Origin of the sequence: Yersinia alsatica (genome assembly GCF_902170305.1) — a bacterium.
Classification (GTDB): domain Bacteria; phylum Pseudomonadota; class Gammaproteobacteria; order Enterobacterales; family Enterobacteriaceae; genus Yersinia; species Yersinia alsatica.
In genome coordinates, this window is sequence record NZ_CABHWW010000026.1 from 38,796 (window position 1) to 51,484 (window position 12,689).

Genomic DNA, 12,689 nt, shown 5'->3' on the forward strand with positions numbered 1-12,689 from the left:
CAAAGAGCATCTTACTGGTGCTCTTGATGATGGTCACGCAATGAACCCGTAATTTGCCTCATCCTTTAATCGAAAATAGAGGAAAGAATAAATGAAGTTATCGATTGAATTGTCATCGAGTGGTATCGAACTTGAAAATTTTAAATACTCAGTGGTTCAGGGCGAGAAGACTCTTGTTGAAGATAGTTTGTCAGGCAGGCTGTCATCGAGCTTCGTTCGAACATTTGAGGTGGAAGCTGGAAAGGGGCCGGTTAGTGTTGTCATACAAGATAGTAATATTCAGGGATTAAACGTGATCGCTTCGCTATCCTGAGTGCCACACCTTGCCTTTCCTTTCACCCTCGAAATAACATGCTATCTGGTTAACCAAAGGAGATAGGTATGTTTGTAGCGAGTGGGTTAAAGGCTGACCCAGATAATAATGGGTGGGTTCTTGGTTGGGGCGTAGTGCGATCATCGCCGTGGCATCTTGTTGGCATATATGCCACGAAAGATGTCGCTGAAACTAAGTCCGCCGAGCTTGGGGTTGGGTATGATGCGGTTTATGGGAGCCATCGGCTTGGTAGCGATGACTTTGTTACAGGTACTAGGTTTCTTTAAATGAATTACCAAACCCGCTCCGGCGGGTTCTTGCATTCTAACTCCCACCATTTTGCGTTGCCTTGCACCATCCCCCTGCTATCATGTAACGAACTGTTATGGATGGGGATAGGGATATGAAGAAGGTTGCAGCAATTTTAATAATTGCCTGTTCGATTGTATTGGCAGGATGCGATCAAAAACCACAAGCGCCGTTTGGATTTAAGTGGGGACAAAGCGTAGAAGATGTGAAGAAGTTGAGTCTGCCTGATTTTAAAGTGGATGGAGAAGCAAATACCGTACAAATTGTTAGTACTGATGGTGCCCCATCCAAGGTTTATGACGCAGAAAGATTTCTTTTGGTATTTATGCCGCATCTTGGGCTAACAAACATAAAGATGTATAGTAAATCAGTAGATGAAAATAGCTTTTATTTTAATAATGGCAGAAGCTTATATTTGAAGTTGTCGTCAATGCTTGAAGAAAAGTATGGTATCCCGAAGAAAATAACTGAAAAAGCAGATAAGGATGGCGATGATTTCTATTTTTGTCTGCAAGATGAGTCATGTGGGGTGTGGAGTAGAGAGTATGAAAAAGACAATGTAAAGGTAACATTGAAGGTAAATCCGGTTCCTGGGCAATTAATGGGTTCTATGGGTAAAGCGTGGATAACGATAGAATATGAATATCTTACTGATGAAATGGTAAATAAAATAAAAGAAATAAATAAAAAATCAGTAAAAAATGAAGAGGCAGAATCGAAAAAAAATAACTACTGAAATAAACATCCAATGAACCCCGCCACCGCGGGGTTTTTTATTACATAAATCTCAGGATCCCCAATGACACCGATGCTTGATATTGGCGAAATGCTCCTGTCTGACACTGTGAGTCAGCAAGATTATTTCTTCCGCCCATCATTAAAGAACATGACAAAAATCGGTGCAGCAACTGAGATTGTCGAAATATATGCAGTGCTGAATGGGTCTGAATTAAATCAGGTTTTGACGCCGGTAATAAATGCCAGCCTGCCAACATCACTAATGCCAAACAAGGCTATCAAACAATGCTCAGAGCACATTCTCGCTGCCGCGATAAGGGTTATCGAAGCTTGTTGTGATAATTCGGTATCGGCGCTTGTAGGTGAGTTTAAAGGGTGGAGAAATTGCATTGTTTATCGGCCCGGTAAAGTTTCAAAAGAAGTAGTGATTACCATTGCTAGAGAATTAATCGAGCATGGTGTAATCGGCAAAGCGAAAATAAGAAAGCTACAAAAAAATGAAAGCAAGAATGATTACAGTTCTGAGTTTAATGCAATGGACTACATCAACTCGGCAAGAATTCATTTTGGGATAAGTCGGGCAGAAGCCGAACAGTTAACAATGACTGAGTTCCAGTTATTGCTCAAGGCTAAATATCCAGAAGAGAAAGGTTTCACCCGCGAAGAATACGATGAAATCATGGACGCAGATGATCGCCTCCAGGAGCGTTTAATTGCAGAAGAAAAGGTGAGGTTAGCGAAAAATGGCTGATGAAAAAGAGATAGGGAGCATTGTCTATCAAGTTCAGATGGAAGTCGGGCAACTAATATTAGCTCAGCAGCAGGTTAGCGGAAGACTTGATAAGTTGGAGCGTAATTTCGATTCAACATCTAAATCAGCCAATAATACCGAAAAATCATTCTTTTCATTAAGCAAAGTCGCTGGCGCACTAACCACCGCTTTATCAGTCAAGGCGATTGCTGATTACGCAGAGTCATGGACGGTACTCAATAACAAACTGGTTAACGCAATAAAAACAGGTGAGACCCTTGCTGAGGTCAATCAGCGTGTTTTCGATATTGCCCAGAACAGCCGCTCAAGTCTGGATAGCATCGCAACCCTTTATTCTAGATTAGAACGCGCAATGAGAAGCACTGGCATGAGCGGTGCTGAGTTGGGTGATATTACAACCACCATATCCAAAGCAATGACAATCTCTGGTGCTACTGCTTCAGAATCGGCGGGGGCATTGGTTCAGCTATCGCAAGCGTTAGCATCCGGTGTATTGCGAGGGCAAGAATTCAACTCAATGAGTGAACAAGCACCGGCATTAATGAAAGGGCTTGCAGATTCCCTCGGTGTTAACATCGGGCAATTACGCGCAATGGCGGCAGAGGGCAAGTTAACAACTAATGTCCTGATCACCGCATTTAAGCAGATGGCCCCAACAATAGAGGCTGAGTTCGCCAAGACAACAGCAACAATCGGGCAATCAATGCAGATTGCAACCAATAACGTCACTAAGTTTGTCGGTGAGTCTGCAACAGTTAAATCATCTGTATCTGTATTTAACGGAGTTCTGGTAACCCTAAGTGAAAACTTGGACGCGGTAACTGTTGCACTTGGGTCTGCTGCATCGGTTATGTTGGGTAAGTATTTAAATTCAATTGGTAACTCATCAAAAGCTGTCATTGAGAAAGTAGCTGCCAATTCAAAAGCAGCAATAAGCGAGCTTGAACTCGCTAAGGATGTGCTTTTTAGGGCCAATGCAGAGGATAAGGCCACCGCATCAGCATCAGCAAAGGCCAAGAGTGATTTAGCCGCTGCCGATGCTGCCGTTGCCACCGCGAAAGCCAACGTCACAGCAATGGAAACTGCTGTCGAGCGTGGCAATGCCACCATTCTGCTCAGTGAAAAAACCATCGCACAAACCATGACAGAGATTGAGTACGTTAAATCTGTCGAGGCCAGCTCAAGAGCGAATATCAAGTCAGCCACAACGGCAGAAGCAAGGGCTGTTGCAGAAGATTATTTACAGGCATCAATTAAGTCTCGCGGCGCGCTAGAGGCAAAATTAGCCGCCGAGCAAATGGCGCTGGACGCTAAAAGGCAAGGTGCTGTAGAGCGTTTGATAATGGCTGATGATGCATTGACGGCAGCGCAGGCCAATAGGGCTGTGGCGGCAACTGCGGCGTCTACAGCAGAAGCTAAGCAAGCGGTAACTACAAATGCGGTCGTAGTTGCTACAGAAAGATTCACACTAGCCACCGCCGCGGCAACGGTAGCGGCTAGAGCTAAACAAGTAGCCATTAGTGCGCTTAGTTCTGTCTATTCACTATTAGGTGGCCCTGGCGGCGTCATAATGCTTGCGGCAGCAGCTATCTACTATTGGTATCAAAAAACAGAAGAAGCAAAAGCAGAAGCGGTTAAATTTGCCAATTCATTAGATGGTGTTATTGAAAAGATGAATCAGATGAGTGCTACGCAATTGCGCGGCACTATGGCTGAGGCTGCTAAATCAATAGAGACACAGAAAGATGCTGTCAGTGAACTGGACGGTGAGCTGAAAAAGCTGAACGATTCATTATCAGTACAATTGGCGCGTAGAAACGCGCTTGATGCTATTGGCGATACAGGGACTGAAGAATATTCAAAAGTATTGGGCCGAGTTGCTGAAGCTGAAAATGCTGTAGCAATAAAATCGGCAGAACTTGAAAACGCCAAAGGTCAGTTATCTGGCACTCAAAAAAACCTAGATATCATCACTCAGCAATATCTAGTCACCATGCAAAATAACATCACAGCAACAGATTCTGCTATTAGCCGTGGAGGGGTGCTTGCTGGCGTGCAGAATGCTGTTGCACATGCATTTGGTTTATCTGCTGACGCCGTTGCTGGTTATAACGGGCAAGTTAACTTAATGAAACCATTAAGTGATAAATCGAAAGCCCTGATTAAAGCCGCTGAACGACGAGTTGCCTTAGCTAAAGCGGAGGGCGTGGAAAAAGCTAAACTGCAAGCGCGGTATAATGCTGAAGATGCTGGAGAAACCGACGATCGGGCAATTCAGCGAACTCAGGATTTGGCTGTTGAAGAATACAATTTAGGCGAGGCCAAAAAGAATACCAAGAAGGAAACTGCCGCAGCAGCTAAGGAAGAAACCGCCGCCGAAGCAGCAGAGAAACGCCGGGTTAAATCATTGCAAGATTTAAGCAATGAAATGGCCGTTGCTGAATTAAAGACAAAAGGACTCAATCGCGAAGCCGCGCAGCTTGCTGCCGTTCAAGATTTAGGTGCCGGCGCGTCTCAGCAGCAAATCCAGCAGGCAACGCAACAAGCCGGTCAGATATTTGATATTCAACAGCGCATGGCTGATAAAAAGGCTGCAATTGATGCTGATAGTGTCGTCAAGGCCGAGCAGCAACGTAAGTTAGATTTATCACAGTTAGACCGACAGCTTGCAGCGGGTAATATTTCCTTCGAGCAATCTCAACAGCGTAGAGCTCAAATAGCCGCTAATTACTCCAAGGCCATTGCTGAGGCATCAGCCGCTAGCTCGGTATCTCCACAACAGCAAAATGCCGCATTAGTTGATCCGGTGCAGGCGCTGGCAAATGAAAACGCTCAAAAGTTAGCACTGATTCAGAAGTTTGAAGAGGACAAAACGTTAACTGAGCAGCAGGCGCTATCTCTCCGCAATGCAGCAAATACCCAGTACGAGCAAGCTCGACTAGCTGCTCAGTGGGATATCTGGAGAAACCAGAGCCAATCTAACCAATACCTGGCTAGCTCCATTGATGCTTTAGGCCAGCGCACAACCAATATGCTGACCGGGCTTCTTACCGGTACTCAGTCAGCAGAAGAGGCCATGAAGAACCTTGCCGCAACAATAATTCAAGAGGGCGTTAGTGCATTAGTCCAAATGGGGATGCAGCAGGTCAAAAACATGGCTATGGGACAAGTTGCTAACACTACCGCTGTGACAAGTGCGGCAGCAACAGGTGCCAGTATAACCGCATCAATGGCCCCAGCGGCGGCAGCTACAAGCGTGGCGACAATGGGAACGGCTGCAACCTTCGGATTGGCGGCGATGACCGCGGCAATACCGGCAATGATTGGGCTTTTCGGAGGTGCTCGTAAGAACGGCGGCCCGGTATCAGCAGGTTCAATGTATCGAGTCGGTGAGGGCGGTGCACCTGAGATATACCAGGCTGGAACCGGCAAGCAATACATGATCCCCGGCGATAATGGAAAGGTCATCAGCAATAAGGATATGCAGGGAGGGAGTGGTGGAGGAACATCACTAAATCAAGTAATGAATATTACTGTGAACACTACTAACGGGCTGGATGATGCCACTATTAAACAGTTAAGGCAGGCATGGAAAACGGATACAATGCTTATTCTCAAAGACCAGCAGCGTCCACGAGGGTTGTTGAGCAGGTAGAGGTGACACTGAAGTAATCATTAGTTACAAGCTAAAAAGGAGTTTTAAATGCGTTATCAAATTGAAGAGATCGCTGCTTTCGATTATCCGGATGATAATGAGTCTGGAATTGTTGGAACGGTAAACTTTATTTATGAAGATCATAATCGAAACATTAAAGTTTTCGTTTGTATTCCGCATGATAAGAATTCATCCCTTGCAGTAATTGAACAGAGAATTTTCGAGCAAGCCAAGAAGCAATTAAAAGAACTGGCATCAGAAATTTAAGTTCTTCCTGTACCAAAATACTAACCCGCTCCGGCGGGTTTTTTATTATCCGGAGTGTCCCATGCCAGAAACATTCACATGGAGCCCACAAAAAGGCTTCACGGCTTCCCGCGCGCCAAATGTCGCAGTCGTTAAACTTGGCGATGGTTACGAACAGCGGCAGGTCAAAGGTATTAACCCGCTGATGGATAGCTATTCACTTACATTCATGGGAACTGATGGGCAATGCAATAAACCGAATGTAGCAAAGCAAGCAGAAGCATTCATTAAGGCGAGAATGGCGGTTGAATCGTTCTATTGGACACCATTAGATACCGGAGTCCGGGCGCTTTACGTGTGCCGTTCGTGGTCAATGAAAAAGACCGGCCAAGTATTTGAATTGTCATGCACGTTTGAGCAAGTACCACGTTAATTAACGCCGAAAGGCAGGAGTGAGTTATGACTTTAGAACAGCGGTTAGCAGCAGTAGAAGCAGAACTGGAAAAAATGAAAACGCAGCAAAAGGATAATAAAGATATCGCGGAGTTGATGAAGAAAACCATCACGGAGGCTATTAAAAAAGAGCGTCGTCCTGGTGGATTACTTTATCGGTCTGAGCGTCGAGAAAATGCGGCCATATCTCAGGCCGCTACAACTACTTTTTACTCAGGAAGATTTCACATTCATAGTTAAACTCTGAATTGCTCTAACTGGTCAGCCAAATCGTTAAGGGCTGGTGTATTTGTTTGACGTAATTCTTTCAAAAATATTTCTCTCAATGGCTCCTGTAACTTCTGAAACATAAGGCCGAGTGCCACTTTCAGTGCGGTTACTTCCGCACCAAGAGCATTCAAATCAGTATTATCTGTGGTTACACGTAAATTGTTAATAACACTTTGTTTTTGTTGATTCATATCATTTCCTTATCCCAGAGTTAATCAGCCATTCCTCCGATAGATAACACTCAAGCCGCGCATGGCTAGGGTGGGCTGACCTTACACAATAGAAGATCAGCCGGTAATCGCCATTGAGTTGATCAATAAACACGCCAATGCCCACATTTAGTGGGCTTTTTTATAGGTGAAATATGAGAGATATACCAGCAGAACTCATTATTGCGAGCGTTGATGCTGGCGTTGGCGCAATGATTGACCTGTTCGAGGTTGATTTGCAGTCATTTGGCGGTGATGTTATCCGTTTTCACTCTGGAACCAACGGTTATTACGGTGATGTTATCTGGAAAGGGCAGCAATATTCGGCTTATCCAATAGCGGTTGAAGGGTTTGAAGTTAAGTCAGAAGGGACTTACTCGCGGCCAACAATGAAGGTTGCCAACATCACAGGCCTAATCACCGGTATTAACAGCGACTTTGATGATGCACTGGGTGCGGTCGTAACGCGGCGGCAGGTTCTGGTTAAAAATCTCGATGCGGTTAATTTCCCTGGTGGCAATCCAGATGCGGACACCACAATGGAAGCTGTTTCCCGCTACGTGATTGAAGAAATGGTTGAGGAAACTTTCGAGACAGTGACTTACAACCTTGCCACTCCGGTTGACTGCGATAATGCCATTATACCCGCGCGAACCATTCTGGCTGACGTTTGCCAGTGGATATATCGCGGTGATGGCTGTGGTTACTCAGGGCCGCCAGTTGCTGATGATAAAGATAACCCTACCTCTGACCCGTCAAAAGATAAGTGCTCGAAGCATCCATCAGGGTGCCGTTTTCGCCATCCAAAACCTTCACCGCTACCAATAGGCTGCTTCCCCGGATCAGCTAAGGTGTCATGATGCTTGAGAATGAATGCCTTGAGTTCGCGGCCTCGTCTGGTGATGAGGTTTGCGGCCTGATAGTTGATGGAAGGAGTCTGGTTAGGTGTAGGAATAGCCATCCGACACCTGAGCGACATTTCAGGATAAGCGATGATGATTGGTTGAATGCTGAGGCGGCGGGAGAGATCACCGCCGTTTTTCATTCTCACCCAGAGCTAAAACTTGTGCTGTCTGGCGCAGACCGAACCGGCCAACTGGCAACCGGTATCGATTGGTGGCTAGCGAGCGGTGGGAAGATACGGAAATTTAGGCCAGTGGCGCATTTGCTGGGACGGACTTTTATTCATGGGGTCGTGGATTGCTACACGCTATTTCGTGACGCCTATCACCTGTGCGGCATCGACTTGCCTGATTTTGAACGCACTAACGGGTGGTGGTTGCGGGGCGAAAACCTTTATCTGAAAAACATGGCAGCCAATGGTTTTCATGAAGTAGATATGCAAGACGTCCAGCTGGGTGATGTGTTTATTCGGCGAGCTTTTCCAGAGTCAGACCCTTGCCATGCCATGATTTACCTTGGTGATAACACCATTCTTCATCATGAAAATACCGGTCGCCTAAGCCGCCGCGAACCTTTGCGGCCTGTTTATTTGCGCCTTACTCATTCAATCTGGAGACATGAACAATGCTCATCTTTAGATTTGCGGGGAATCTTCGACGACATTTCCGCCAGGTCACTTTAAAAGTGGATACCACTTCGCAGGGGTTGCGCCTTCTTCTCGCTCAATGTCCTGAATTCAAACGTGACTTCTATAAATCAAAAATTCGAATACGGATTGATGGTAATGACGTTTCCAGTGACACACTTAATTTCCATATGGATCGGCACTTAAGGGATGGCGCGACGGTCTTGTTTGTTCCGGTTGTTGAGGGGGCAATAACTGCTGTGGCCGCAGCGTGGATCATGGTCGCCGTTACCGTGGCCTCTGTAGCTTATTCGCTCTATATGACCTCGAACATGAAAACCAAGACCTCGGCTGAATCAGCACAAAGCGGTTCGATAACGAACAACTCATACACTAGCGCTGAAAACAAAGTCGGACAGGGGCGTCCTGTTCCATTGCTGTTGGGTGAAATGGTTGTTGGGTCAAACGTGGGGTCACTTGGTATTGATACCAGCAATAACAAAGACTGGAACATCTCTATTAGCTAAGGTGAAAATATGAGTTCAGGCGGCGGTGGCGGAAGTACGCCAACACTTATTAATGACAACCTCACGTCAAAGCAGTTCTATCGCGTTCTGGACATTATTTCTGAGGGGCCAATTTACGGCCCAGTAGATCAGGAACACCTCTCCTCATTCAGATTGAATAAAACGCCAATTACCAATAATACCGGTGTCGTCAGTGTCCCTGGTGTGAGTGTCGCGTGGCGTCCAGGATCAGCAACACAGCTCCCAATCAATGGTTTCTCTGCTATCGAGTCCACCACCATTGTTAATACGGACGTTACGCAGGCCACTCCTCTTGTGCGTACGGTTACTGATAATAACGTAACGCGCGTCCGGTTTAATGTGGGCGTTAATGCCTTGGTTGAGCAGGATACACAGGGTAACCAAAGAAATACCTCGGTAACGATGGTTATTGAGACAAGGGTGGAAAATGGTGCATTTACGCCGATAAAAACGGTAACGATCACAGGCAAGATTTCAGGTGAATATCTGGAGGCCCATGTTATTGATGCCCCAGAGACCAAGCCATTTGATATCCGTGTGCGCCGCGTAACTCCAGATAGCACGAGTGACCTTCTAAATAATGGCACTGCGTGGAATAGCTACACTGAAATCATTGACGATAACCTTTCTTACCCATACACCGCTGTTTGTGGTGCCGTAATTGACCGAGATCAGTACACCGATACACCAAATCGAACTTCTCATTTAAGAGGCATAATTGTTGATGTCCCCGACAATTACGACCCGATAACACGCACATATACCGGGATATGGTTGGGTGGTTTCACATCTGCATGGACCAATAACCCTGCGTGGATATTCCGTATGTTGGTCAAAAATACGCGCTATGGGCTGGCTCGCCGCGCTGGGTACATCGATGTTGATGACGGCAGTCTGTATGTATTATCCCAATTTTGTGATCAAAAGGTTGATGATGGTTTCGGTGGCGAAGAACCGCGTTTTACCTTGAATGCCTACATCACCGAGCAGAAAAGTGCACGTGAGCTGTTGGATGATATTGCTGGCATGTTCCGCGGCATAGCCTTGTGGGATGGTATGCGTTTTTCCATCATGATAGACCGGCCACAAGATCCGGTAACCGTTGTAACGAATGCCAGCGTCGTTGATGGGCTATTCACTTATAGCGCAATGAAGCGGTCAGAGCGTTACAACGCGGTTGTCGTGTCATGGACTGACCCAAATAACGGCTGGGAGCAAGTGAAGGAATACTACTCTGATGATGAGATGATCAGCAGCAGTGGTGCATACAACGAGACCACTATTGAAGCCTTTGGTTGTACGTCACGCGGTCAGGCCCGTAGGACAGCAAAATGGTTGGTTGAAAGCGCCAAGCTTGAAAAGGACAAAGTAACGTTTCGTATGGCGCGGGATGCTATCGGTTTCATTCCAGGCGACATCATTGAGTTAATGGATAACAACAGAGCAGCAACCAGGCTCGGTGGCCGCATAGTTAGTCACAGCGGTGTGGTGATCAATGTTGACGCAGATGTGTCGGCATTGGCTGGCAATGGTGACACCATGTCTATCATGGGACCTAACGCGAAATTCACTAAATATGAAATTGCCTCAGTTAATGGTTCTGCTATCACGCTGAAAGTAGCTCCAGCATGGGTTAGAGATGGCACTACGTTTGCAATTTCAACCAGTGAAGTATCTACGCGGCTATTTCGCATAATGGGTGTTTCTGAAGATGAAAATAGCTCTATCTACAGCATATCTGCAACGCTGCATAACCCCAACAAGCAAGCCATCGTTGACGAAGGTGCTGTATTTGATGTCCCTTCCGATACGCTAAATGGCTACCGTGTCCCAAATATTGAGAACCTTCGGGTCATCAATACAAACAGTGAAACTGTTCAAGTGAGCGCTTCGTGGGAAACCGCCACTACAACCAGAAAACTGGTGTTTGAGTTGTTGGTTTATACCCTGGATGGAAAAGTTTTCGCTCAGTACGAAACAGATCAATTCCGCTATGACTTCTTTGGTATCCCAGCCGGAACATATTCACTTGGCGTTCGTGGGCGTAATGATAACGGTATGAAAGGGGCTGAAACACAGGTTAGCTTGCTCATTGGTGCACCCCCCATGCCATCTTCAGTTCGATGGACGCCAGGCATATTCTCTGCTGATGTTGTGCCAGTAATGAACATCACAGCGACAACAGACACGACATTCGAGTTTTGGTGGACAGGAGAAATACCAGCATCTAGCGCGGCAAATATTGAGAATGAGGCTCAGTTTTTAGGGCGTTCAACTCAATGGACACTGAACGGACTCAAGGCTGACACAACTTATTATGTTTACGTCAGAACTCGTAATGCCTTTGGTGTTTCTGAGTTTGTTGAATCCTCTGGCGTGGCGTCGTCAGATATTCCTGGCATGATTGATTATATCGACCAGGCCATAAAGGGTTCGGAAACCTTCGGGCAACTGTCATCCGATCTGGATATGAATGCTGAAGCAATTATTGAGAATGCCTTGGCTAATGATGCTGATGTTCATCGCTGGAAGAAACAAAACGGTGATTTCAGAGCTGAGATATTCGATATACGACAAACAGTTATTACAGAGCTTGCAGCAACAGCAACAATAATTGAAGGTGTTCAATCACAGGTCGGTGAAAACTCAGCCGCTATTGAACGACGAGCAGAAACGGTTGTTAAAGTTGATGGTACGGGTAGCGCCATTACTACGCTTAAAGTTGGAGCTGAATTTAATGGGGTATATAAATCAGCAGGTATGGCGATAGGGGTAGAATTTGATGGTGCCAACTGGACAAGTCAGGTTCTATTTTCCGCAAATACTTTCGGTGTTTATAACCCAAGCGATAACAGTTATAAACTTGCATTCGCAATAGAGAATGGGCAGACGTTTATTAACGAAGCATTTATTCAAGACGGATCTATAACCAATGCAAAAATAGGCGAATACATCCAGTCTAGTAATTGGAATGGTTCAACTATAGGTTGGCATGTAAATAAAAATGGAGATGCTTGGTTTAATAATGTCACTATTCGGGGAACTGTATATGCAACGGCAGGCAAATTCAGCGGTACGATTGAGAGTAATGATGGTTATTTTGGTGGCACTGTTTATGCCCGAAAAATTATTGGCGATGTTGTTCAGGGAACCCATTTAAAAGGATATATAACCTCGACAGGATTAGTAACAGGAACAGTAGCGGAACGAGTACCAAGTGGTGTGTTATGGAGAGTTTTTTCCTTTGATTCTGCGGATTTTGATAGAACATTAATCATTAACGGAGATGTGACATGGGGTAATATTTACTCTGGTAATGATTTGGGTGTTCTTATAAATGGTGTCGCTGTTCTTAACTTTGTAACCGGAGGTGCTTCAACTCCTGCATCTACCGTTGGTGGCGTTTCTTTTAATATCCCTGCGACTTCTATAGGTGGTCGTGACGTACTGAGTATTAAATATAACAGCTTTGGTGGGGGAAGCTCTAATGTCCCTCCCACATTTAATGCAACAGTATTAGTGTGTAAAAAAGGGAGCGGCGGTGTTCGTGTTGGCCCTAATAACGTAGCTACGTAAATAATAAATTTAATTACTAATCCTTTATAGCGTAAATAATAGCGAGAATAAATTATGGCTTGGTATAGAACA

Annotated in this window: 13 protein-coding genes; 12 read left to right on the forward strand and 1 reads right to left on the reverse strand. The window is 45.5% G+C overall.

The features are described from left to right. The first annotated feature begins 91 nt into the window (after positions 1–91). The 8 genes from FTA96_RS14340 to FTA96_RS14375 all read left to right on the forward strand — a co-directional run bounded on the left by FTA96_RS14340 (position 92) and on the right by FTA96_RS14375 (position 6,726). Positions 92–313 (forward strand): hypothetical protein, encoded by a 222-nt coding sequence (locus tag FTA96_RS14340; protein ID WP_145574172.1) that lies wholly within the window; start codon positions 92–94, stop codon positions 311–313. Between the two features lie 68 nt (positions 314–381). Beyond that, positions 382–600, forward strand: coding sequence for a hypothetical protein (locus tag FTA96_RS23535; RefSeq protein ID WP_087815616.1), 219 nt, complete (start codon positions 382–384; stop codon positions 598–600). A gap of 116 nt (positions 601–716) precedes the next feature. Then, positions 717–1,358, forward strand: coding sequence for a hypothetical protein (locus tag FTA96_RS14350; protein ID WP_145574174.1), 642 nt, complete (start codon positions 717–719; stop codon positions 1,356–1,358). Between the two features lie 63 nt (positions 1,359–1,421). Continuing rightward, positions 1,422–2,111 carry a DUF6246 family protein gene (locus FTA96_RS14355; RefSeq protein WP_145574175.1) on the forward strand — a complete coding sequence of 230 codons (690 nt, stop codon included), beginning with the start codon at positions 1,422–1,424 and terminating at the stop codon, positions 2,109–2,111. Further along, entirely contained in the window at positions 2,104–5,787 is a 3,684-nt protein-coding gene (locus FTA96_RS14360; RefSeq protein ID WP_145574177.1) for a tape measure protein, read from the forward strand. The genes FTA96_RS14355 and FTA96_RS14360 overlap by 8 nt, the downstream gene beginning before the upstream one ends. 48 nt (positions 5,788–5,835) lie before the next feature. After that, positions 5,836–6,054, forward strand: coding sequence for a hypothetical protein (locus FTA96_RS14365; RefSeq protein WP_108087603.1), 219 nt, complete (start codon positions 5,836–5,838; stop codon positions 6,052–6,054). 61 nt (positions 6,055–6,115) lie between these two features. Then, positions 6,116–6,466: a phage tail protein gene (locus FTA96_RS14370; protein ID WP_145574178.1), complete on the forward strand. Its 351-nt coding sequence runs from the start codon at positions 6,116–6,118 to the stop codon at positions 6,464–6,466. A 26-nt stretch (positions 6,467–6,492) separates the two neighbouring features. Further along, the gene (locus FTA96_RS14375; protein WP_145574179.1) at positions 6,493–6,726 is read left to right on the forward strand and encodes a hypothetical protein; all 234 of its coding nucleotides are present in this window, start codon (positions 6,493–6,495) and stop codon (positions 6,724–6,726) included. Here the strand turns inward: FTA96_RS14375 and FTA96_RS14380 are convergent. Continuing rightward, positions 6,723–6,947: a hypothetical protein gene (locus FTA96_RS14380; RefSeq protein ID WP_145574181.1), complete on the reverse strand. Its 225-nt coding sequence runs from the start codon at positions 6,945–6,947 to the stop codon at positions 6,723–6,725. The two genes, FTA96_RS14375 and FTA96_RS14380, sit on opposite strands and share 4 nt — an antisense overlap. Before the next feature lie 173 nt (positions 6,948–7,120). Between FTA96_RS14380 and FTA96_RS14385 the strand changes: the two genes are divergently transcribed. The 4 genes from FTA96_RS14385 to FTA96_RS14400 are packed head-to-tail and all read left to right on the forward strand — an operon-like array spanning position 7,121 to position 12,617. Beyond that, complete coding sequence (locus tag FTA96_RS14385) at positions 7,121–7,825, forward strand: phage minor tail protein L (protein WP_050133454.1); 705 nt, start codon at positions 7,121–7,123, stop codon at positions 7,823–7,825. Then, a complete protein-coding gene (locus FTA96_RS14390; RefSeq protein WP_057631164.1) occupies positions 7,822–8,550 on the forward strand; it encodes a C40 family peptidase in 729 nt (242 codons plus the stop codon). The genes FTA96_RS14385 and FTA96_RS14390 overlap by 4 nt, the downstream gene beginning before the upstream one ends. Continuing rightward, complete coding sequence (locus FTA96_RS14395) at positions 8,493–9,020, forward strand: tail assembly protein (protein ID WP_057631165.1); 528 nt, start codon at positions 8,493–8,495, stop codon at positions 9,018–9,020. The genes FTA96_RS14390 and FTA96_RS14395 overlap by 58 nt, the downstream gene beginning before the upstream one ends. A 9-nt stretch (positions 9,021–9,029) precedes the next feature. After that, complete coding sequence (locus FTA96_RS14400; RefSeq protein WP_145574182.1) at positions 9,030–12,617, forward strand: phage tail tip fiber protein; 3,588 nt, start codon at positions 9,030–9,032, stop codon at positions 12,615–12,617. The last annotated feature ends 72 nt before the right edge of the window (positions 12,618–12,689 follow it).